The following is a 21,603-nucleotide window of genomic DNA, read 5'->3' as shown; positions in this document are numbered from 1 at the left end:
AGGGCTGGCGATTGAACCGTCTCCGGCGCAACTGTACCGGATCAGGTACAGTCCCCGTCCAGCCAGGCATGGCATGCAATTAGCTTCAGGATAAGACTCAGCGATATTGCCACCCGCGAGTCCTATCTTGAAAAGTTCGAAAGCCGGCCGGCCAGCCCGGCAAACTGCCTGTTCGCCGCTACGTTCGCCGTTACGTTTGCGGTTCCGTTTGCGATTCCGTTTACTGCTATGCACACCGCTTGCCGCCGGCGCGGTGCTGCTTGCTCCCGCCGCCTACTCCGGCACGCCGGACTTCCCCCTTGGTCCGCTGCCGATCGTGGAAATCGTCGGCATCGCGCCGCAATCGGCCGCCGCCATCGAGCGCGACCGCCTGCCGTATGCCGTGCAGCGCGCCACCGACCGGGAGGTCACGCAGGCGCGCGCCGACACCCTGGCCGACTACCTGTCGCGTCATGCGGCGGGTATCCATGTCAACGATATTTCCGGCAGCCCGTTCCAGACCGACGTCACGTTCCGCGGCTACCGGGCGTCGCCCGTGCTGGGCTCGGGCCAGGGCCTGTCCGTGTACCTCGACGGCGTGCGCGTGAACGAGCCGTTCGGCGACGTGATCAACTGGGACATGGTGCCGGAAGCAGCGCTGGGCGCGATCCTGCTGGTGCCTGGCTCGAACCCGCTGTATGGCCTGAATACGCTGGGCGGCGCGCTGGCACTGACGACCAAGTCGGGCCGCAGCCATCCCGGCCTGATGGCGGAAGCCACGCTGGGCAGCGGCGCGCGCCGCCGGCTCGACATGTCCTACGGCACCGCATCGGCCGGATGGCACACGCTGCTGGCGGCAACGGCCTTCGATGAAGACGGCTGGCGCGACCATTCGGCGGGCCGGCTCGGTAACGTGTTCCTGAAAGTGGGCCGCAGCGCTGGCGGGTCGGACTGGAGCGTGTCGCTGCTGGGCGGGCGCAGCAGGCTGCTCGGCAACGGGCTGCTGCCGGGAGGCACGGCGGACGCGCCCGGCCTGTACGACCTGGACCGCCGCGCCGTCTATACCCACCCCGACCGCACGCGCAACCGGCTCGGCCAGCTGGCCTTCCACCTGGAGCAGCAGCTCGGCAGCGGGGCCGCACTGACGGCATCCGCCTACGTCCGCCACAGTCGGCGCGACACCGTCAACGGCGATGTGAACGACGACGACGGCGAAGAAGCCGATACCGCCGCCTGCGCCGAAGAGCCGGACGAACCGGGCTGCGACGCAGACGTCCAGCCCCCAGCCCATCCCGCGGTACTGAACACCACGGCTTCACGGCAGCGTGGCGAAGGCGCCAGCGTCCAGCTGGCCGTCACGCGCGGCGATCACCAGCTGAGCGCGGGTCTGTCGTTCGACCGCAACCGCGTCCGCTTTGCCCAGTTCGAGCAGGAAGGCTTTTTCAGCGCCACGCGCGAGGTGCTGGCCGATCCGGAAGAGGAACGTGAACCGTCCTCGTCGGTCACCGGCCGTGCCCGCATGGCGGGCCTCTACGCGAGCGATACGTGGCGGCTGGCGCCCGGCACCTATGCCACGCTGTCGGCGCGGTTCAACCATGCCCGGGTGGCGAATACGCTGACGAACGACGATGGCGTGCAGCCGCGCGAGGTTTTCACTTACCGCAAGCTCAACCCGTCGCTCGGCATTGCCCGGCAGGTCGATGCCGCGCTGACGCTGTTTGCCAACGTGGCCCAAAGCAACCGTGTGCCAACCGTGATCGAGCTGGGTTGTGCCGATCCGGAACAGCCTTGCCGCCTGCCGGTAGGGCTGCAGGCGGACCCCTACCTGAGCCAGGTGGTGTCGCGCACCGTTGAAATGGGCGCGCGCTGGCGCACGGCCAACGTGGACGCGACGCTGTCGCTGTACCGCACCGTGAACCGCGACGACATCCTGTTCCACAGTGCCGGCACCAGCCAGCAGGGCTATTTCGCCAATTTCCCGCGCACGCGCCACGCGGGTGTCGATGCCGGCGGCACGGCGCGGCTGGGCGACGTCACATTGCGGGCCAGCTACAGTTACCTGGCCGCCGTCTATGCCGCCGACGGCGTGCTGTTCACAGGCGCACGCAATGTGCAAGCAACCTCGGGAACGCGGCTGGCGGGCCTGCCGCGGCATACGCTGAAGCTGGGCGCCGACTGGGCTCCCGCACCTGGCTGGACCATGGGCGTGGACGTGCTGGCGGTCTCGAACCTGCTCACGCAGGGCAACGAGGACGGCCTGACGGAGGATGCCGAGGACGGCGAGCCACCACAGCGGGCCGACTGGCGCATTCGCGGCCATGCCCTGCTGCACCTGCGCGCCGGCTGGCAGCCGGCACCCGGCTGGGAAGTGTTCGTGCGGGTCAACAATGTGTTCGACCGGCGCTTTGAAACCTACGGCACCGTGGCGGAAGATGTGTTCCCGGGCGGGAGGCCGCTGGCGCCCGGCGCCGAGGCGGCACCGGCCCGCTTCGTCGCGCCCGGTGCACCGCGCACGGTGCTGGCCGGCCTGCGCTACCGTTTCTGACACGCCCCGGAAACGGAACAGCCGCGGCGCCGGGTGATCCGATCCTGCACACCCGCTCCGCACGATGCCGCGTTCAAGGCACGCTCCCCGCACGATCCTCCGTATTTGTCCTGCCAGGATCATTGGCACGCAATTTGCCATTACCTCCTTGCGGCCGCCGTGCGCCGCGCCATGGCACCGGAACGGTCCGGCGCCCCAGGAGAGACGATGAAGACAAAAGCTGCCATTGCCTGGCAGGCAGGCGCCCCGCTGACGATCGAGACCGTGGACCTTGCACCGCCGCAGGCCGGCGAGGTACTGGTGGAAATCAAGGCCACCGGCATCTGCCATACCGACTACTACACGCTGTCGGGCGCCGATCCCGAAGGCCTGTTCCCGGCGATCCTCGGCCATGAAGGCGCCGGCGTCGTGCTGGAAACGGGGCCGGGCGTGACGTCGGTGCGGGCCGGCGACCATGTGATCCCGCTGTACACGCCGGAGTGCCGGCAATGCAAGTTCTGCCTGTCCCGCAAGACCAACCTGTGCCAGTCGATCCGCGCGACGCAGGGGCGTGGCCTGATGCCGGACGGCACGAGCCGCTTCACCCTCGACGGCAAGCCCATCCTGCACTACATGGGCACGTCGACCTTCTCGAACTACATCGTGGTGCCCGAGATCGCGCTGGCGAAGATCCGCGCGGATGCGCCGTTCGACAAGGCGTGCTACATCGGCTGCGGCGTGACCACGGGCGTCGGCGCCGTCGTGTTCTCGGCGAAAGTGGAAGCGGGCGCCAACGTGGCCGTGTTCGGGCTGGGCGGGATCGGGCTGAACGTCATCCAGGGCGCGAAGATGGTCGGCGCGGACCGGATCATCGGCATCGACATCAATCCCGGCCGGGTCGACATCGCGCGCCGCTTCGGCATGACGGATTTCGTCAATCCGCGCGAGGTGGAAAACGTCGTCGACCACATCGTGCAGTTGACCGGGGGCGGCGCCGATTACTCGTTCGAGTGCGTCGGCAATACGGCGCTGATGCGGCAGGCGCTCGAATGCACGCACAAGGGCTGGGGCCAGTCGTTCATCATCGGCGTGGCGGCCGCCGGCGAGGAAATCGCCACGCGGCCGTTCCAGCTCGTCACGGGCCGCCAATGGAAAGGCTCCGCCTTCGGCGGCGCGCGCGGCCGCACCGACGTGCCGAAGATCGTCGACTGGTACATGGACGGCAAGCTCAATATCGACGACCTGATCACCCACACCCTGCCGCTCGAGCGCATCAACGAAGGCTTCGAGCTGATGAAACGGGGCGAATCGATCCGTTCCGTCGTCCTGTACTGACCCGTCACGCATCACGCATCACGCATCACGAATCACGAATCACAACGAGGAGACACAGCATGGCCATCCACATCCATCCCGCCATCGATGCGGGCATCGCCCCGGAAACGCCGGGCTTCCAGGGCGGCACGCTGACGTGCCGCTGCGCCACCGATCCCGTCACCGTGCGCATCGGCAGCCAGGTGGCGCACAACCACGCCTGCGGCTGCACCAAATGCTGGAAGCCGGAGGGCGCGCTGTTTTCGCAAGTCGCCGTGGTCGGCCGCGACAACGTCGAAGTCACCGCCAACGGCCACAAGCTGCACGTGGTGGACCCGGCCGCCACCATCCAGCGCCATGCCTGCACCGGCTGCGGCGTGCACCTGTATGGGCGCATCGACAACGACCAGCACGCGTTCTACGGCCTGGACTTCGTGCACACGGAACTGTCCCGCGAAGCCGGCTGGGCGCCGCCCACGTTCGCGGCGTTCGTCTCGTCCGTCATCGAGTCGGGCGCCGATCCGGAACAGATGGGAGCGATCCGCGCGCGCCTGGATGAACTCGGGCTGCCTGCCTACGATTGCCTGTCTCCACCGCTGATGGATGCGCTGGCCACCAACGCCGCCAAACGGGCGGGCACGCTGCACCAGGCAGGCTGAGGAGGCGCGCATGAAGCCGATTCTTGCCGCGGCACTGCTGCTCCCGCCCCTTGCGGGAGGGGCGCCCGCCGCGCCCGCGAATGACTTTCCCACCGTGGCACGGGTCGAGTACGTGCTCGAGTGCATGAACAACCATGGCGGCAAGCAGGAAACCCTGTACCAGTGCGCCTGCGTGATCGACCGGGTCGGCGCGCAACTGTCGTACGACGACTATGTGACGATGTCCGCCGCGCTGCGCTACCAGACGCTGGAAGGGCCGCGCGGCGCCGAATTCCGCGACCCGCAGAGCGTCAAGACGATGGCCGCGAAGTACAAGACGATCCAGGCCGATGCGGCCAAGGCCTGCATGCTGCGCCAGCGCGGTTAATTTTGACAGGAAGCCGATGTGAGCAAACTCTCATTTCCCCTTTGTGTACCTTATGTACGTTGGGTCCGTTGCGCGGTGCACGGCATGGCGCTGGCCATGTGCGTGGCCGCGCCGGCGGCGCTGGCCGATGCCACGCCCTACCAGGTCGTGGACGGCAACAAGGTCGATGCACGAACGATGAGCGGCTGGCGCACCTGGCGCGCGCTAGCCTGCGAGCGGTGCCACGGCGCGCAGCAGGAAGGCGCCGTCGGCCCCGCGCTGACCACGAGCCTGAAGGGGCTTTCAAAGGAAGACTTCAAGAAGACCGTGCTGCAAGGCCGGATCGACAAGGGCATGCCCAACTTCGACGGCAGCCAGCAGGTGGTCGACAATATCGACAACCTGTACGCCTACCTGAAGGGCCGCTCGGATGGCGCCATCGCACCCGGCAAGCTGCAGGAGGCCGGCAAATGACGCCCCGGATCGCGGCGCTGCTCGGCACTGCCGTGCTGTGCCTGGCCGTGCCGGTGCCGGCGGCATCGCAGCCTGCCGGGCAGGCCTTGTCCAAAGTGCAGGCCAAGGTGGAGGCCAAGGTAGAGGCTAATGAGCGCCCCGTGCTGCGGGTCTGCCAGGACCCGAACAACCTGCCGTTCTCGCGGCGCGACCTGGCCGGCTTCGAGAACCGCATCGCCGCGCTGTTCGCGCAGGAGCTCGGCTGGGACATCGCCTACACGTGGTTCCCGCAACGCATGGGCTTCATCCGCAACACGCTGCGCGCGAAGGAGCCGGGCACGGACCGCTTCAAGTGCGACCTGGTCACCGGCGTGGCGACCGGGTTCGACCTGGGCGCCGTGACGCGGCCCTATTACCGCTCCACGTATGCGATGGCCTATGTGGGCGGCAATGGGCTCGATGGCGTGCGCACGCTGGACGACCTGCTCGCGCTGCCGCCGGAACGGCGCGCGCGGCTCAAGCTGGGCGTCTTCGGCGGCTCGCCGGTGGCGGACTGGCTGCTGGCGCACGGCATGATGGGGCAGGTCGTGTCGTACCAGCCGCAATCCGGCGATGCCGAACAATACCCCGGCCAGATCGTCGAGCACGACCTGGAAGAGGGCAAGGTCGATATCGCCTTCGTTTGGGGACCGATCGCCGGCTATTTCGCCGGACGGTCGCCGCAGCACCGCATCGTGGCCGTGCCGCTCGCATCGCCACCGGGCAGCCGCTTCGACTTCGAGATCGCCATGGCGGTGCGCTTCGGCGACAAGGAACTGCAACAGCGCATCGACGGCCTGATCGACAGTAACCGGGAACGCATCGGCGCCATCCTGGCCGAGTACGGCGTGCCGTTGCTGGATGAACAGGGGCGACTGATCGAAACGGACCCGGCGCGCTGACCCATAGGGCCGGCACGTGCCATTGCGGAGGCCGCAGGTGGCAACCTTGAAAGTCTTCGCATTCGATCATGCCTGCGCCGGCGCGGCAGGCGCTACGAGGCCTTCGGCGGCGCAGCGCTTCGACGGCGCGCTGATGCTGCACGCGCTGTGCGCCGACTTGCGGCGCCTGCCCGGTGTCGAACTGCTGACGCTCGACGACGTGGCCGGGCACCCTGTCAGCGGCGCCTTCGACCAGTGCTTCACCGACTGCGTGCTGGCGGCCGATGCCGTCTGGCCGCTGGCGCCCGTGGCCAGCGGCGTGCTGGAACGGTTATCGCGGGACGTGCTGCGGCACGGGCGTATCCTGCTCGGCAGCACGCCGGCCGCGGTGCGGCTCGCCGGCAGCAAGCGGGCGGCCTGCCATGCGCTGCTGGGCGCGGGAATCCCCACCGTGGCCACGTTCGGCCCGGACGACACGCTGCCGGCGGCACCCGGCGCCTGGGTCGTGAAGCCCGACGACGGCGCCGGCTGCCTCGATACCCGGCTGTTCCACGACCGCGGCGCGGCGCAGGTGGCGGCCGCCGCGCACGTCGGGCGGGAACTCGTGCTGCAGCCATTCGTCGCCGGCCGCGTGGGCAGCCTCTCGCTGCTGTGCCGCGACGGCATGGCCAGCGTGCTGGGCTGCAACGAGCAGCGCATGGCCGTGCACGACAACCACTTCCGCTTCCTCGGCGTCACCGTCAACGGCCTGGCCGGCATGGCGCCCCAGCTCGAAGCGCTCGGGCTGGCCGTCGCCGCCGCGCTGCCGGGCCTGTGGGGCTATGCGGGTGTCGACTTCATCCTGGCCGATAGCGGGCTGCTGGTACTGGACGTGAACCCGCGGCTGACGATTTCCTATGCCGGCCTGCATGCCTCGACCGGTATCAACCCGGCCGGGGCGGTGCTGGCGCTGCTGCAGACGGGGATGCCTTTGGCGCTGCCCGGCCGCATGCCGGCCTGCATTGTGGACGTGCCGGCGTTTGCGCCGGATTAGGCGGAGCCATTGCCGGTGCCGTGCTTGGGTAAGCACTGCCGGTGTGGCTATATGGATCGTAGACTTGGCTTCTTGGAGGTCTGCAATTCAGCTGGAAGTGGACATTTGAACCGAAGAAAAAGCGCGATAAAAATTATGTTTTACAAGTTGACCTACAGTCTTTTATACATCATCATGTAATTACCATCCCTAGGGGAGGAACGGAGTCACTCTCATACACGGTTACGTGCCGTGGCATTGGGGATGCAGAGTCAACTCTGCGTCAACCTGAAAACTTACTTTTACTAGGTTGATTCCGTGGAAAGCCCAAGGCCCAGCCTTGGGCTTTTTGTCATTTTGGAGACATAATGAATCTAGAAAAACAGGTCGAGAAATATATTCGCGAAGAAGCGGAAAAGTTAATCGAGCGACACCACACTTACCACAATAGTCTTCACCGCGAACATGACCGTTTGCAAAAGAGGCTAGTAGATCCTCCAAAAAAAATAGTCATGGCCCCAGAGTATTGGGATCTGGACCCGAAATTCAATCCATTTTACGTCCGCCGAAAAGCAAAAAGCATTGCTAGATCCATAAGTAAAAAAATAAAAGATCAGTCATATGTTCCGAATGATCCTCATTTAAAAGAGATCAACAAGGCTGGTGGTGGGAAACGCACTTTAACGGTTTATCAAATACCTGATGCGGCAGTATCACAGCTTTTCTACACGCGATTATTGGCAAAAAATAAACATCGATTTAGCTCGTTTTCGTATGCTTATCGAAACGATAGAAACGTCCACTTCGCCATACAAGACATATCGGTTGACATAACGCAAGATGCTCGTACTTTTATAGCAGAGTTCGATTTCACTGACTTTTTTGGATCAATAGAGCACGAATCACTTTTTGAGCAATTCTCACGAAACGGGTTTTTTATAAGTGAAGAAGAAATTTCGGTAATTAAAGCTTTTCTATCAAAGCGGCCTCGCGGAATTCCGCAAGGCACTTCAATTTCACTATTTCTAGCGAACTTAGTGTGCTGGAGTTTAGATAATAAGCTTGAGAAAGCCGGGTTAAAGTTCGCGCGCTATGCCGATGATACGGTGATTTGGAGCCCGGATTATGCGTCGATTTGCCAAGCCCTAGAGATAATAAACACATTTTCTGTGCAAGCTGGCATTGAAATAAATTCCAGAAAGTCTGATGGCATTAGCCTCTTGGCGAAGGATGGAAATCGCGCAGAAATGGCATCTAAGTCAAATTTTAATTTCCTTGGCTACTCGATTAGTCCAGACAAAGTTTCTATAAAAAAGAAGTCGGTCCAGCGTATAAAGAAGCAGATTTCCTATTTACTATACAAAAACTTAATTAAGCCCTTGGAATCGTCGCCTTTAAAAGCTTTAATTATCCCAAACAATAATCGTGATCCTGCATTGTTGAGCGCAATGTTACAGATAAGGCGATATCTTTACGGGGGATTGCTCCATAAGGAAATTATCGAATATCTTCAAGGTCGGAAACAGGTAATATTATTTAAAGGAGCAATGAGCTTTTATCCATTATTAAACGACGAGAAGCAATTACGAGAACTAGACGGCTGGTTGCTTTCGGTTGTTCATAGAGCACTCAAAAAGCGGAGTGAGTTACTCTTATCTCACAAATTTGATGTGCGCGAAAACTTTCCATTCTCCGTTCCACGCGAAAGACTTGTAGTAGCCTGTCGAAAAAAGCTGGTAGATGGAAAACCGCTTATGGAGATACCGAGCTTTACACTTATTTTCAAGGCATTGAAAAAAGGGTTAAATGATTATGGTATTGAACGCGTAATGAATCCGAAATCGTTGTACTATGATTACTGAAAAACAATAGCTATTATCTATTTAAGACTCAGCATTAGATTGCAGGCTATTGCATAGGTCTAGTGCAAGTTCCGCATAGTAGGAAGTTTTTGTAGAACAAGCAACAATTGGCATACATCACTTCAAAAACTTGCAAAAAATTTCGCACTTCGACGTGACATAAGATGATCGATTCTAAATATAAAATCTGTGCCATAGCAGTATTTCTCAGTGCTTTATCGGTAAATGCAAAAGCGAAGTGCGACCCCGAAAGCATAACAGATGCGCGTTTATTCCAATTTTCAAGGGACTTATCTAGTTCAGCTACAGCAATGATTCAGGCCTCGCTGACTAGCCCAGTAGACGTTGATACCGTTTCCGAATTGGGAAGAATTTCAAAAATGCTACGCCGTGAGATTTCTGCTTCTCAACATGTTTGGCGTCTGCATCAGCGCATGGTGAATCCGACAGATCGCGACTTGCTAAGAGAATCTTTCACTTACCATATAGGCAACCTTAAAATAGAAGTGGATGATTCATTGAGTACGATTAACACTTCCATAGGTGCGATACGTTCTGCTGGGATAGCAGCACTAGCTGTAAGGATGTCTGACCAAGTAAAAGAGTTAAAAAATTATGTCAATGAATGCGGGCCACGAGGTTAACTCATGAATCTATATTTCCGCTTTGGGGCAAATCTACCGGTTGTGACATCCCGCTCCTAGCCGAACAACGACGAAAACCTGCTAGATCATCTGAGTCGGAACTGATAACCATCAATATCGATTTACATGACGCGGCGCTGCTCGCCGTGCACATCAGCTAGGAAACGGAACACGCACGGTTGAGTTACGGTATGAAACCTTGGGGTCCCTGCGTGTTGAAGTTCTCGACGGTTTCGCACCGGGCTCTGCCACGCAAGCAGGCTTGGGGCCTTCGACGTCGATCGATTCGTTTCCCTGAGCGGCAGCAGGCAGTACCGAATCTAACTGCAGTCTGGCGAGCTCATCGAGCTTAAGGCCCGGGAGGTCGTCCTTACCCGGTCGCATCACAGATAGCTGAGCGTTTACTGACGGGCGATAGCAGCCAAGCGCGTCGGTCTGCACAGACTCACAGACTCTCCAATTCACGTGAAGCTAGGCCCCGCCGTCCTCACCGCACCACCACCCCCCACGGCAGCTTGCCCACCGCAATATCACGCAGCTTCTCATTACGCGCCGTATCGATCACCGACACGCTCCCCGAGCGCCCATTCGCCACGTAGAGCTTGGCGCCATCGGGCGTCAGCGCCATGTTCCACGGCCGTTGGCCGACGCCGACGGTGGCCACCACCCGGTTGGTCTTCGTGTCGATGACGGACACGCTGGCGGCACCGCCGTTGGACACGTAGACCCGGCTGCCGTCCGGGTGCACGGCCACCCCGTTGGCGCGCAGGCCCGCCGGGATGCGGGCGACGATGGCATGGGTGACGGCGTCGATCACGTACACCTCGCTGGCGTTCTCCGCGGCCACATAGGCGCGGCTGCCGTCCGGCAGGAAGCCGATGCCGCGCGGCCGGGCACCCACGGCGACCTGGGCCACCTGCTTGCGCGCCGCCATGTCGATGATGTCGACCGCGTCGCCGTTCTCGGCACTGACGAACAGCTGTTTGCCGTCCGGGCTGAACACGGCGTGTTCGGGATTGCGGCCCTGTACGGGAATGACGAACGCGCGCTTGTTCGTGCGGGTGTCGGTGACGACGATCTCGTGCTTTTCCTCGACGGCGGCCACGACCCAGCGGCCATCCGGCGACAGTGCCACGCCCTCGGGCGATTCGCCCAGGTCCACGGTGCCTTCCGGCGCGCGGCGCTCCAGGCTGACGATCTGCAGCCGGTTTTTCGGCTGGTCGCTGACGTAGAGCCAGCGGGCATCGCGGCTTACCGCAAGACCCCGCGGCTTGCTGCCGCCGGGTATTTCCGCCACGACCTCGTCGGTGGCCGTATCGATCACGGAGATCGTGCCGGAACCTTCATTCGGCACATAGGCGAATGGCGCGGCGAACAGGGCGGGGACACAGGCTAGCAGGGCGGCGGGAACCAGGAGGCGGCGAAGCGGCGGCATGGGCGTTCCTTTCAAGGCAAATGGCGAATGTGGCGGTGCCGATAGCGCCCGGCACCGCGGTCGTCCGGTCAGCACGGCACGGCCTTGCCGGGATGATGGATATGCAGCCGCTGCACCTTGCGATACAGCGTGTTGCGGCTGATGTGCAGCTGTCGCGCCACCGTGGAGATGTTCCAGCCGTGCCGCTGCAGCTCGCGCAGCAAGGCATCGCGTTCGGCATGCTCCAGCGGATTCAAGGCGTGCAGAATCAAGGCATCCGGCTCGGGAGCAAGCGAATCAGGGGCATGTGCTTCGGCGGCAAGCGAATCCTCCAGCGGCAGGCTGGCGGCCAGCGGACCAGCGCCATGCAGGCCGGGATCGGACGTGTCCGGCGCGGTCTCTTCGCTGTCTCGCAGGGGGATTATCGGCGCGACAATACCCATGCGGTACTCCGGCGGCAGGTCGTGCACCGTCAGGTGATCCGATTCGCGCAGCGCGATCATCGCCCGCAGCAGGTGCCGCAACTGGCGCAGGTTGCCCGGCCAGCGCTGCCGTTCCAGCGCGGCCAGCAGCGTTTCGTCGAGCGACAGCGGCGCGCCGTCATCGCTTTCCTCGGTAACGATCAGGCTGATTAGGGCGCGCACGTCGGTGCGTTCGCGCAGCGGCGGCAGCCGCAGCGTGATCCCCTGCAGGCGGTAGAACAGGTCTTCGCGGAACCTGCCGTCGGCAATCATCTGCTGCAGGTCGCAGTGCGTGGCGCTGGTGACCTGGATATCCAGGGGCAACGGGGCACCGCCGCCCAGCGGCACGATGGTGCGCTCTTCGAGCACCCGCAGCAGGCGGGCCTGCAAGGGATAGGGCATGTCGCCGATCTCGTCGAGGAACAGCGTGCCGCCATTGGCCTGGTACAGCTTGCCCTGCTGGCCTTCCTTGCTGGCACCCGTGAAGGCGCCGGCCCGGTACCCGAACAGTTCGCTCTCGATCAGTGTTTCCGGAATGGCCGCGCAGTTGATCGCCACGAACGGCTTGGCGGCGCGCGGGCCGGACCGGTGCAGCGCCTGGGCGAAGACTTCCTTGCCCGTGCCGGTTTCACCGACCAGCATGATCGCCACGTTGCGCTCGCACACGCGGGTGGCGATGCGCACGTTGGCGGCCATGGCCGCGTCGCCGAAATGCACGCGCTCCAGCGGCGAAGGCACTTGCGTCGCCGGCACGGCCGCTTGCCGTCCGGCGGGCGATGTTACGCGCACCGGCGGCAGCATCACGCTGTAGAACCGGGCGCCATTGCGCAGGCCGAAGATCGGCACCGCGTGGAAGGCCTTGCGCACCGTGCTGTCCACCAGGCCGGGGAAGGAGCTGTTGAACAGTTCCGTGATGTCGCGGCCGACGATGTCCGCCGGCGCCGTAAAGCCCAGCTGGAACAGCGCGCAGCGGGTAGCGGCCAGCACCTTGCCCGCGGGGTCCAGCGCGATCGCTCCCTCGCTCAGCGTGCCGATGAATTCGGGCCGGTTATGGAAGCGCAGGATGTAGTCGTGCCGGAAGCGGTCGAGGAAGACGCGGTTCTCGATCATCTGCACGGACATCGTGACGAGCGCCAGCGTGTGCTGCTGCGCCAGCCGCGACTCGCCGGACGCATCGAGCGCCGCGACGATTTCGCCTTCATGGTCGAAGATGGGAGCGCCGGCACAGCTGAGGCCAATGTGGCGGACCAGGTAATGCTCGTCCTGGTGCACGGTGACGGGGCGGCGCTCGACCAGGCAGGTGCCCATGCCGTTGGTGCCCTGCGCCCGTTCGCTCCACACCGCGCCGGGCATCAGGCCCGACCGGGATGCCGCGTGGGTAAAGCCGGGGTCGCCGAAATAATTGAGCAGCACGCCAGCGGCGTCGGTCAGCACGATCGCGTAGCCCGAGCCTGCCAGCTGCTGGTACAGGTTGGCCATCTCGACCTTGGCGACGGCCTGCACGCCCGCCAGCCGCTCACGCCGCTCTTCGAGTTCGGCCGCGTCCACCACCTCCGGCTCTTCGCGCCGGCCGGGGTCGAGCTGGTAATCGTGCAGGCAACGGATCCACGAACGCGTAATCGCATTGCACGGGCCGGTCGAATCCGAGCCGTCGCGGCCCTGGACGATCGAACGCACCCGCCGGACATGGGCCAGGGCACCATCGGACATGCTGTCTCCTTCGCCGCTGGCGGTGCCGGCATCGGCATCCTGCCGCGGCTGTTCTCAACGTGTTGCGCTGTTGTTCAGGATAGTACGCTGCCGTACCAGAATAAATATGGAAATTACAAAAAAGTGGACAGCCATGCGACACCTGCACCGCATCGTTGCCACGGATGCGGCACAGTGGCGCACCCCGGCTGGTCTGATTTTGAACATTTCGTGCGGTCCGCGCCCTGCCTGCCGCTGGCACGTTCCATGCGCGTATCCCTAGGCTAGTGCTCGTCCACCACCGTGCCGGGCCATAAAACCAAGGAGACCCCCATGTTCCTGCTGAACCGTGTCACCCGTGCCACGCGGCCCGGCCGCTGGTGGCCATGCCTCGCGCTGGCCATCCTGCCCGCCTTCGCCATGGCCGACTCGGATGTCGAGAAACTGACGAAGGACCCGAAGAACTGGGCGATGCAGGCCGGCGACATGGCCAACCAGCGCTACAGCGAGCTGAAACAGATCAACGCCGGCAACGCCGGCCAGCTGACCGTGGCATGGACCTTTTCCACCGGCGTGCTGCGCGGACACGAGGGCGGACCGCTGGTCATCGGCGACATGATGTACGTGCACAGCCCGTTCCCGAACAAGGTCTTCGCGATCGCGCTGGAAGACCAGAGCATCAAGTGGAAATACGAGCCGAAGCAGGACCCGGCCGTGATTCCCGTGATGTGCTGCGACGTCGTCAACCGCGGTGTCGCGTATGCGAACGGCAAGATCTTCCTGCAGCAGGCCGACACGACCCTGGTCGCGCTCGATGCGAAGACGGGCCAGGAAATCTGGAAGGTCAAGACAGGCGACCCGAAAAAGGGTGAAACGACGACCAACACGCCGCACATCTTCAAGGACAAGGTGCTGACCGGCGTGAGCGGCGGCGAATTCGGCGTGCGCGGCCGCCTCACCGCCTACGACATGAATACGGGCAAGCTGGTGTGGCAGGCCCACAGCACCGGGCCGGACAAGGACATGCTGATCGACCCGGCGAAGACGATGACCTGGACCAACGGCAAGATGGCGCCCGTCGGCAAGGATTCGTCGTTGAAGAGCTGGAAGGGCGACCAGTGGAAGCTGGGCGGCGGCACCACGTGGGGCTGGTACAGCTACGATCCGGAACTGAACACGGTGTACTACGGCACCGGCAACCCCAGCACGTGGAATCCGCGCCAGCGCCCGGGCGACAACAAATGGTCGATGACGATTTTCGCGCGCGACCTCGATACGGGCATGGCGAAATGGGCATTCCAGATGACGCCGCACGACGAATGGGATTACGACGGTGTCAATGAAATGATCCTGGCCGACCTGAAGGTGAAGGGCAAGATGCGCAAGGCGCTCGTGCACCTGGACCGCAATGGCTTCGGCTACACGATGGACCGCGTCAGCGGCGAGCTGCTGATTGCCGAGAAATTCGACCCGACCGTCAACTGGGCCACGCACATCGACATGAAGACGGGCCGGCCGCAGGTGGTGGCCAAGTACAGCACCGACCAGAACGGCGAGGAAGTCAATTCGAAGGGCGTGTGCCCCGCGGCGCTGGGCTCGAAGGACCAGCAGCCCGCCACCTATTCGCGCAAGACCGGGCTGTTCTACGTGCCGACCAACCACGTGTGCATGGATTACGAGCCGTTCAAGGTGGAGTACGTGGCGGGCCAGCCATACGTGGGCGCGACACTGGAAATGTACCCGGCGCCGAACAGCCATGGCGGCCTGGGCAACTTCATCGCCTGGGATGCCGGTACCGGCAAGATCGTCTGGTCGAAGCCGGAGAAATTCTCCGTCTGGAGCGGCGCGCTGTCCACCGCCGGCGACGTGGTGTTCTACGGCACGCTGGAAGGCTACCTGAAGGCCGTCGACCACAACGGCAAGGAGCTCTGGAAATTCAAGACGCCGTCCGGCATCATCGGCAACATCAACACGTGGGAATACAAGGGCAAGCAGTACGTGGGCGTCCTGTCCGGCATCGGCGGCTGGGCCGGCATCGGGCTTGCAGCCGGCCTGACGAAGAGCACGGATGGACTCGGCGCCGCCGGCGGCTACAAGGACCTGGCGAAATACACCGAGCTCGGTGGCGTGCTGACCGTGTTCGCGCTGCCGGACGCCGTGGTGCCCGCCGGCGAGAGGACAGTGGCGCAGGACCGGTAATCGCCCCTGGCCTGGTAGCCGCCGCACCTCCCGTCACGGGTGCGCGAGGTGCGGCGCCATGCGGTGCTTCGGCAGCGCATGGCGCCGCAAGGACGCCATGGGCTTTCGAAGCCGCCCTGCCCGCCTCACTCGATCACCGGTGCGATCGCCACCGGTGCATTCTGGCTGATTACCTGCACCTTCTCCGGCCACTCGGCAAACCGGTACACCATGACCCTGAAGTTCGTGTTCGCATCGCCATCGAACGCGGCGCCCTGCCCGACCGGCAACGTGGATTCGCGCAGCGGATCGCGCACACGCACGGCCGCATCGCTCTTCGGCAGGAACGCAAAGCGTATGCCGGCGCAGTGGCGGTTGGCGTAGCTGGCATCGGCATGGCGCATGTATTGCAGCGCCTGGTCACAGGCGGCGCGCAGGTCGGCACTTTCATACACGCCATTCACCCGCGCGATGATCGAGATGCGCGGCCCGAACGTGTACTGGCTGATCTTGCGGTTCAGCACCAGCATCGCGTTTTCGTCGTAGGCCGCCTTCAATAGCGGGAATGTGGTGCGGCCGGTGGCATCCAGGGGCAGGTTCAGCTGCGTGGTGCGGCCGGACAGCGTCAGGCGCAGGCCATCCACGGGCTGGCTGCCATCCTTCGGCGCCACCTGGTAATGGTTCTGCAGGAAGTTCTTGGCCTTGCCATATTTTGCGAACGTCACCATCGCCCGGTAGGCATCGCGGTAGCTGACCCAGCCCGCTTCCTTGTCCTGTGCTTTGTCCTGTGCTTTTTCCTGTGCCTGCTCCTGGACCTGCGCCGCGCAGGCGCCCGCGCCGAGGCACAGGGCGGCCAGCAACGGGGCACGCGCGGCAAGGAATCGGGTCAGGTTCATCATCAGAACCGGTAGACCAGCGCCGTCGATACCGAGACATTGGTCGGCCGCACGACAAGCGGGCTCTTCCTGGCGTCGCCCACCAGGCGGCTGGCCTGCAGGCCCGTCGTCGCCATCCAGGTGGGCGACAGTGCCCAGTTCCAGCGCGCCCCGAGCCGCGCATCCTCGATGCCGCCATCCGGGTGGTATTCGGGATTGATGCCGTAACGATCGGCTTCTTCCTGCGTGACGCCGAAATACGCCATGTTGTAGGCGCGGTTGACGAACGTGACGCCGGCAGACAGCGCCAGTGTGTGGTGCGGCGCGATATCCTGCTGCAGGTGCTGCAAGGCCACGTGCATGCGCAAGCCGTTGCGGTCGTTGCCGGCACCATACAGCGCATTGGTCGTCAGCCGCAGTCGCGGCGTCAGGTAAAAATTAGCAAAACCGCCGTACAGCACGCGGCGTTTCAGCGTATGCACCCCGTCCAGCAGGTTGACGGTGTTGTCGGCCGTGATGCCGTCGCCGCCCTCGTCCGCCGCCGCCATGTCTTCCTTCACGCCTTCCTCCGTGCTGGACGGCGGCGGCAGCCAGGTGGAAGGGCCGCCCGGATTGCCGGCATTGTCGCCGACACCGCCCAGCCGGAACATCCTTGTGCCGGATGCATCGCGCCCCGGCGCCAGCGCGGCCAGCGGGCCGTACTCGACGGCAGGCGAATCCGACAGATGCATGCCCATGCTCATCCCCGATATGAACACTCCGTTGCTCCACTGCGTCTGCAGCATCGGCATGGCGGTCGTACGGCGGTCTCTCGCTCCCTCGTAGCGCGGGGCGTATTGGGCGCCGAGGCCCACGTACATGTCGCGGCTACCGTCAGGCATGGGGTTGAGGGCAGGTGTCTGCGCATGGGCCGCACCGCAGACACCTGCGAGAGCAAGTACGAAAAACTTGACCATGTGTGCATTCTGAAAGAGCAATGCCTCCCATTTTATATGTGTTGCGACGCAACGTTGAACACCGTCAAGTAACAGTGTGTGGTGACATTACCTCGACAAAACATGGTGCTTGGCGGAAGCAGCGTGGACTGTCATTGGATCTGGGCGCATCGCTAGCTCCTGGAAAACAAGTCTTGTCATCCTATCCAGCGCGGCACGGTGTGTCCGCATGCACATGTCGGCTTTTTGTCATAAATTTGTCGGCTCGGGTTTTCAATGCATTGATTCTTATACAATTGCAACATGAACCGCCTGTTCTTACGCTTCTTCATCCTGGTGATGCTGTCGATCAGCGTAGCGGCGTTCATCGTGTATTTCACCATCGACCGGCTGTTCGGCGACCCGCTGGAAAACATCGCCCGCAACCAGGCGGCGGCGCAGATTTTCCTCCTCGAGCAATACGTGGACCAGGCCCCGGCCGATGGCTGGCTCGACCGCCTGAACAAGGTACGCGAAGTGTCCGAAGTGCGCTTCGACCTGGTGCCGCTCGCTGCGGTGCGCGAGCACCTCTCCACCGCCGATCGCGCGGCATTCGACCGGGGCGAAGTGGTGATCGACCTGGCCGACCGGTCGCTGTACCGCCGTGTCGACCTCGCCGGCGACCGGTACATCGGCAGCGACGAGGAAGCGATCCACGCGCAAAACCTGCCCATCGACATCAAGGTCGCGCTGCAGATGGAAGCGGTGCGCTACCTGATCGTGGCGCTGGCGCTGCTGGTGCCGATCGGGTTCTGGTCGCGGTCGCACTGGCGCGGCTTGCAGCAGCTGATGAACGTGGCGGACGAGTTCGGCGCCGGCCACCTGAAGGCGCGCGCGGAAATGAAACCGGGCGACAGCACCTACCCGCTGGCGGAACGGATCAACCACATGGCGGGCCGCATCGAAACGCTGCTGGACTCGCAGCGCGGCCTGCTGCATTCGGTATCGCACGAGATCCGCACGCCGATCGCGCGGCTGGAATTCGCATTCGAACTGCTGCACGACACGGCCGAGGACGTGCTGCTGCAAAAGCGCATCGGCAGCATGCAGGGCGACCTGACGGAATTGAAATCGCTCGTCAACGAACTGCTGGGCATGGCCCGGCTCGACAGCGACCAGCCGCTGCGCTACGAAACCTTCGACCTGACCGAAGCGCTGCGCAGCTGCGCGAACTCGCTGCCGCCCGCCATCGTCTCGCTCGATGTGTCCGTACCCGACGGCATGGGCACTTACTACGGCGACTGTCGCCTGCTGATGCGGGCCACCGGCAACCTGCTGCGCAATGCCCAGAAATACGCGAACGGCAAGGTGGCACTCTCCGCGCTGCGCAAGCTGGGCGCCGTAACGATCACCGTCGACGACGACGGCCCCGGCATTCCGGAAGAAGAACGGGAAAAGGTGTTCGAACCGTTCTACCGGCTCGACCGTTCGCGCGACCGCAACACGGGCGGGTTCGGGCTGGGCCTGTCCATCGCCGGCAAGGCCGTGTCGCTGCATGGCGGGTCGCTGAGGATCGAAACGTCGCCGCTGGGCGGGGCGCGGTTTACGATCAATTTGCCGCCGGCTTAGGCGGGCTGGTTGGAGTCTCGTATGCCAGGATTGACAGCATCAGTATAGGGGCCATTTCCGATCGTTCGGCTTCGGGCCAGAAGCAGACCTCCGCTGACGAATGTCCCAATCACGGCAGGACCACAATGAAAGCACATAGACGATGAGCTTGTCATTTCACATTGACTACAACGGCGAATGCGAAGAGGCATTCAACTTCTATGCAGCGTGCCTCGGAGGGCGGATTGGTACGATGCTCAGGATCGCAGATTCACCGATCCCGGCATCGACGACACTTCGGGGACGTCACATTGTTCATGCAAATATCTGTATCGATGGGGTCGAGCTGGCCGGTGCCGATGTCGAAGCACATAACTACAAAAGGCCAACGGGCTTCTATGTTTTGCTCGGTGTCGATTCGGAAGAAAAGGTCGATTCTTATTTCAGTGCGCTACAGACCAATGGGCAGGTGATCCTGGCGCCGCAGCAGACTTTCTGGTCTTCCCGCTATGCCATTGTGATCGACAGGTTTGGCGTACCCTGGAAGATTAATCGCGGGACGTGACAAGGCCTGATTTGGGTCGATATCGGCCAGTCGTGACAGTCCGTGATTTTTTTCTTCAGCAGCTGCTATGCCGGGTGAATGGCCGAAATTCACCACAAGCGATCCTTCAAGGTTCAACGGAGACCTTTTACCGTTGGCCAGTCCTATAGTTAACTTCAATCATAAGCATGGGTTACACAATTTCATTAGACCAAATTGTCGACTACAGTCCGGAAAAGATGAGGAGCTTCTTTGCCTACGGGTACGAGTACATCGACAATCGTCAGTTTGCACTTTCACCGGTTACGGTCTTGGGCACGGAAGAAGCGGCAGCACCGTACGTTGCTGAGGCCAAGCGGCTGTTCCTTGATCAGGGCTGGCACGGTGATGGGGTTGTGGAACTGCTTTGGATCCCTCCATTTGCGTTTCCGCTATCACTTGGCATAGCCCCGGTCGGCGTGGCGATTTGGCACGTTAAACAGGAGGAGGACGGTATTTCGTACCTGCTTTCCCCAATTGCCTTGCCATTTGAAGAGTTTGCCTATTCGTCCACCAGCCAAGCGAGCTTGTGCAAATAGGCCATGCTTCTAAAAGATGCTTCCCAAGTCGAGAAAGAGTTTCGATCTTTTCTCCGCGCCAAGTCGCTCAAGCTTTCGTCCCTGAATTTGCCGATTGCGTTCGACATCATGGCAGAGTTCTGGACCACCAGCAGGTTCTCCAATGTACTTGCTGAGGATGGAGACGGGATCGCGTGCTACGAGGACATAACGGACCACGGGCGTGGAACTCGTCTGGAGATTGGCCTGGTCAGACTTCTCCGGCTTCCATCCGACGCCATGATGGGGCCTTCGCCAGTTCATAGACTTCGGCTGCGCATTTGCTATAAATGGGACATGGACGTCGTCAAACACGTACTTCCTGCTGGAACCTGGTCATTTGCTTGTTGGGACGTCACACAGCTCGGCGCCTTCAAACAGGCGATTTTCGATACTGCGGGATATTCCACGATGCGCGAAAAAAAGCCAGCGGAAGTAAACGCTTTGTTCGAGACAGTAAAATCAGTGCCGAACCAGCTCGAACCAGAGCCTGGAACCGGGCAAATGTGGTGGGGCGTCATGTAACTTCGCTATCCGAACGGTGCAATGGCTGCAGTGACCTCGCGCCCACGCTCAGCTTGCTTCTTGAGTAGGCGCCGTCAACTGCGTCACCACATCCGGCGCGCCGTGCACCACCTTCTCGTACTCGGCAATCACCTGCGCGCCAAACAGCAGCAAAGTGGCGCCGATCTCCAGGCTGAACATCACCACGATCGCCGTCGTCATCGAGCCGTACACCACGTTCACCTGCGACAGCGTGGAGAAATACCACACCAGCACATGCCGCGCGATTTCCCACAGCACGGTGGCCGTCACGCCGCCGATCAGCGCATGCTGCCAGCTCATGCGGCCCACCGGCATCACCATGTAGATCGATGACAGCAGCAGCACTTCGCCGGCCAGCCCCAGCAGGTACAGCAGCGCGCCGGACAGGCCCTGCAGCGACCAATCGACGCCGAACAGCCGCACGTTTTCGGCGCCGATCACCTGCAGGCTGCCTGCCACCAGGGTGACGACCAGCGCGCCGACGCCCAGGCACAGGATGTAGCAATACGGCAGGATGGCGGACGTGAGGTAATGCCGCCGCCGCGATGCCACGCGGTGGATGAAAATCACCTTCATCGCGTTTTCCAGCACGGTGAAGGCGAGCGAGCTGAAAAAGAGCATGGTCAGCAGGAGGAGCCAGCCGACCAGGTCGCGGTGTTCGAGGAAATGCGCCACTTCGGCCACGATCGCGCCGGACTGGCCCGGCACGAGCCATTCCAGGTAGTGCCCGATCGTTTCCAGCAGGTCGGCGGGGTCGATCACGTGGGACAGCGCCACCACCACCAGCATCAGCAACGGCACGATCGACAGCAGCGAATAGTAGGCCACCGCACCGGCAAGCAACAGGCCCTGGTTCGTGCGAAAACCCTTCAGGCAGCGCAACGTGAATCGCAGGGGATGGCCGAGCACGATGGCGACGGCCTGGCGGTTGAGGATAGGCATGATGCCGATTCTAACGAGGCTGTTGCCGATACGCCGCCCCGCTGAGTGGTCTGCGCCAATTACCTGCCAGCGTGTACGTTAATTCCCACGAGCAGGCGGGTTGCGTGCCGGTATCCAAGCGCA

The 21,603-nt window shown here is 62.5% G+C and carries 19 protein-coding genes; 14 read left to right on the top strand and 5 right to left on the bottom strand.

The genetic code is table 11. The features are described from left to right. Nucleotides 1–208: 208 nt before the first annotated feature. The 9 genes from ACY65G_RS19095 to ACY65G_RS19055 all read left to right on the top strand — a co-directional run bounded on the left by ACY65G_RS19095 (nt 209) and on the right by ACY65G_RS19055 (nt 9,713). The gene (locus tag ACY65G_RS19095; RefSeq protein WP_464998881.1) at nt 209–2,524 is read left to right on the top strand and encodes a TonB-dependent receptor; all 2,316 of its coding nucleotides are present in this window, start codon (nt 209–211) and stop codon (nt 2,522–2,524) included. A gap of 207 nt (nt 2,525–2,731) precedes the next feature. After that, on the top strand, nt 2,732–3,838 hold the full coding sequence (locus ACY65G_RS19090; RefSeq protein ID WP_464998880.1) for an S-(hydroxymethyl)glutathione dehydrogenase/class III alcohol dehydrogenase: 1,107 nt from the start codon (nt 2,732–2,734) through the stop codon (nt 3,836–3,838). A gap of 59 nt (nt 3,839–3,897) precedes the next feature. Beyond that, complete coding sequence (gfa, locus tag ACY65G_RS19085; RefSeq protein ID WP_464998879.1) at nt 3,898–4,476, top strand: S-(hydroxymethyl)glutathione synthase; 579 nt, start codon at nt 3,898–3,900, stop codon at nt 4,474–4,476. Between the two features lie 10 nt (nt 4,477–4,486). Continuing rightward, nucleotides 4,487–4,843: a hypothetical protein gene (locus ACY65G_RS19080; RefSeq protein ID WP_464998878.1), complete on the top strand. Its 357-nt coding sequence runs from the start codon at nt 4,487–4,489 to the stop codon at nt 4,841–4,843. An 84-nt stretch (nt 4,844–4,927) separates the two neighbouring features. After that, a complete protein-coding gene (locus tag ACY65G_RS19075; protein WP_464998877.1) occupies nt 4,928–5,296 on the top strand; it encodes a c-type cytochrome in 369 nt (122 codons plus the stop codon). After that, nucleotides 5,293–6,216 carry a quinoprotein dehydrogenase-associated putative ABC transporter substrate-binding protein gene (locus tag ACY65G_RS19070; RefSeq protein WP_464998876.1) on the top strand — a complete coding sequence of 308 codons (924 nt, stop codon included), beginning with the start codon at nt 5,293–5,295 and terminating at the stop codon, nt 6,214–6,216. Before ACY65G_RS19075 ends, ACY65G_RS19070 begins: the two co-directional genes overlap by 4 nt. Nucleotides 6,217–6,262: 46 nt before the next feature. Continuing rightward, complete coding sequence (locus ACY65G_RS19065) at nt 6,263–7,228, top strand: ATP-grasp domain-containing protein (protein ID WP_464998875.1); 966 nt, start codon at nt 6,263–6,265, stop codon at nt 7,226–7,228. A gap of 347 nt (nt 7,229–7,575) precedes the next feature. Further along, the gene (locus tag ACY65G_RS19060; protein ID WP_464998874.1) at nt 7,576–9,069 is read left to right on the top strand and encodes a reverse transcriptase domain-containing protein; all 1,494 of its coding nucleotides are present in this window, start codon (nt 7,576–7,578) and stop codon (nt 9,067–9,069) included. A 164-nt stretch (nt 9,070–9,233) separates the two neighbouring features. Further along, nucleotides 9,234–9,713 carry a hypothetical protein gene (locus ACY65G_RS19055; RefSeq protein WP_464998873.1) on the top strand — a complete coding sequence of 160 codons (480 nt, stop codon included), beginning with the start codon at nt 9,234–9,236 and terminating at the stop codon, nt 9,711–9,713. A 487-nt stretch (nt 9,714–10,200) separates the two neighbouring features. Here ACY65G_RS19055 and ACY65G_RS19050 read toward each other — a convergent pair whose 3' ends face one another. Both ACY65G_RS19050 and ACY65G_RS19045 read right to left on the bottom strand, forming a co-directional pair. Beyond that, a complete protein-coding gene (locus ACY65G_RS19050; protein WP_464998872.1) occupies nt 10,201–11,148 on the bottom strand; it encodes a beta-propeller fold lactonase family protein in 948 nt (315 codons plus the stop codon). Between the two features lie 68 nt (nt 11,149–11,216). Continuing rightward, complete coding sequence (locus tag ACY65G_RS19045; RefSeq protein ID WP_464998871.1) at nt 11,217–13,298, bottom strand: sigma-54-dependent Fis family transcriptional regulator; 2,082 nt, start codon at nt 13,296–13,298, stop codon at nt 11,217–11,219. Nucleotides 13,299–13,610: 312 nt separating this feature from the next. Between ACY65G_RS19045 and ACY65G_RS19040 the strand changes: the two genes are divergently transcribed. Further along, a complete protein-coding gene (locus ACY65G_RS19040) occupies nt 13,611–15,476 on the top strand; it encodes a methanol/ethanol family PQQ-dependent dehydrogenase (protein ID WP_464998870.1) in 1,866 nt (621 codons plus the stop codon). A 125-nt stretch (nt 15,477–15,601) separates the two neighbouring features. Here the strand turns inward: ACY65G_RS19040 and ACY65G_RS19035 are convergent, their stop codons facing one another. Both ACY65G_RS19035 and ACY65G_RS19030 read right to left on the bottom strand, forming a co-directional pair. Beyond that, complete coding sequence (locus ACY65G_RS19035) at nt 15,602–16,354, bottom strand: hypothetical protein (protein WP_464998869.1); 753 nt, start codon at nt 16,352–16,354, stop codon at nt 15,602–15,604. Beyond that, nucleotides 16,354–17,211, bottom strand: a complete 858-nt coding sequence (locus ACY65G_RS19030) for a MipA/OmpV family protein (RefSeq protein WP_464998868.1) — start codon at nt 17,209–17,211, stop codon at nt 16,354–16,356. The genes ACY65G_RS19035 and ACY65G_RS19030 overlap by 1 nt, the downstream gene beginning before the upstream one ends. A gap of 357 nt (nt 17,212–17,568) precedes the next feature. Between ACY65G_RS19030 and ACY65G_RS19025 the strand changes: the two genes are divergently transcribed. The 4 genes from ACY65G_RS19025 to ACY65G_RS19010 all read left to right on the top strand — a co-directional run bounded on the left by ACY65G_RS19025 (nt 17,569) and on the right by ACY65G_RS19010 (nt 20,517). Continuing rightward, nucleotides 17,569–18,873, top strand: coding sequence for an ATP-binding protein (locus ACY65G_RS19025; protein WP_464998867.1), 1,305 nt, complete (start codon nt 17,569–17,571; stop codon nt 18,871–18,873). Nucleotides 18,874–19,015: 142 nt separating this feature from the next. Beyond that, nucleotides 19,016–19,417: a VOC family protein gene (locus ACY65G_RS19020; RefSeq protein WP_464998866.1), complete on the top strand. Its 402-nt coding sequence runs from the start codon at nt 19,016–19,018 to the stop codon at nt 19,415–19,417. Nucleotides 19,418–19,584: 167 nt separating this feature from the next. Continuing rightward, nucleotides 19,585–19,974: a hypothetical protein gene (locus ACY65G_RS19015; protein WP_464998865.1), complete on the top strand. Its 390-nt coding sequence runs from the start codon at nt 19,585–19,587 to the stop codon at nt 19,972–19,974. Nucleotides 19,975–19,977: 3 nt separating this feature from the next. Beyond that, nucleotides 19,978–20,517, top strand: coding sequence for a hypothetical protein (locus tag ACY65G_RS19010; RefSeq protein ID WP_464998864.1), 540 nt, complete (start codon nt 19,978–19,980; stop codon nt 20,515–20,517). 48 nt (nt 20,518–20,565) lie between these two features. Here the strand turns inward: ACY65G_RS19010 and ACY65G_RS19005 are convergent, their stop codons facing one another. Then, entirely contained in the window at nt 20,566–21,480 is a 915-nt protein-coding gene (locus ACY65G_RS19005) for a YihY/virulence factor BrkB family protein (protein ID WP_464998863.1), read from the bottom strand. Between the last annotated feature and the right edge of the window lie 123 nt (nt 21,481–21,603).

It is taken from the genome of Pseudoduganella sp. jia 12, assembly GCF_055502675.1.
The sequence above is the reverse complement of the archived record's forward strand: the minus strand, read 5'-3'. Positions and strand labels throughout refer to the sequence as shown.

Coding starts and splice junctions, on each gene's coding strand:
- ACY65G_RS19090 (WP_464998880.1), top strand. CDS start 2,732: ATGAAGACAAAAGCTGCCATTGCCTGGCAGGCAGGCGCCCCGCTGACG.
- gfa (WP_464998879.1), top strand. CDS start 3,898: ATGGCCATCCACATCCATCCCGCCATCGATGCGGGCATCGCCCCGGAA.
- ACY65G_RS19080 (WP_464998878.1), top strand. CDS start 4,487: ATGAAGCCGATTCTTGCCGCGGCACTGCTGCTCCCGCCCCTTGCGGGA.
- ACY65G_RS19075 (WP_464998877.1), top strand. CDS start 4,928: ATGGCGCTGGCCATGTGCGTGGCCGCGCCGGCGGCGCTGGCCGATGCC.
- ACY65G_RS19070 (WP_464998876.1), top strand. CDS start 5,293: ATGACGCCCCGGATCGCGGCGCTGCTCGGCACTGCCGTGCTGTGCCTG.
- ACY65G_RS19060 (WP_464998874.1), top strand. CDS start 7,576: ATGAATCTAGAAAAACAGGTCGAGAAATATATTCGCGAAGAAGCGGAA.
- ACY65G_RS19055 (WP_464998873.1), top strand. CDS start 9,234: ATGATCGATTCTAAATATAAAATCTGTGCCATAGCAGTATTTCTCAGT.
- ACY65G_RS19050 (WP_464998872.1), bottom strand. CDS start 11,148: ATGCCGCCGCTTCGCCGCCTCCTGGTTCCCGCCGCCCTGCTAGCCTGT.
- ACY65G_RS19045 (WP_464998871.1), bottom strand. CDS start 13,298: ATGTCCGATGGTGCCCTGGCCCATGTCCGGCGGGTGCGTTCGATCGTC.
- ACY65G_RS19040 (WP_464998870.1), top strand. CDS start 13,611: ATGTTCCTGCTGAACCGTGTCACCCGTGCCACGCGGCCCGGCCGCTGG.
- ACY65G_RS19035 (WP_464998869.1), bottom strand. CDS start 16,354: ATGATGAACCTGACCCGATTCCTTGCCGCGCGTGCCCCGTTGCTGGCC.
- ACY65G_RS19030 (WP_464998868.1), bottom strand. CDS start 17,211: ATGCCTGACGGTAGCCGCGACATGTACGTGGGCCTCGGCGCCCAATAC.
- ACY65G_RS19025 (WP_464998867.1), top strand. CDS start 17,569: ATGAACCGCCTGTTCTTACGCTTCTTCATCCTGGTGATGCTGTCGATC.
- ACY65G_RS19020 (WP_464998866.1), top strand. CDS start 19,016: ATGAGCTTGTCATTTCACATTGACTACAACGGCGAATGCGAAGAGGCA.
- ACY65G_RS19015 (WP_464998865.1), top strand. CDS start 19,585: ATGGGTTACACAATTTCATTAGACCAAATTGTCGACTACAGTCCGGAA.
- ACY65G_RS19010 (WP_464998864.1), top strand. CDS start 19,978: ATGCTTCTAAAAGATGCTTCCCAAGTCGAGAAAGAGTTTCGATCTTTT.
- ACY65G_RS19005 (WP_464998863.1), bottom strand. CDS start 21,480: ATGCCTATCCTCAACCGCCAGGCCGTCGCCATCGTGCTCGGCCATCCC.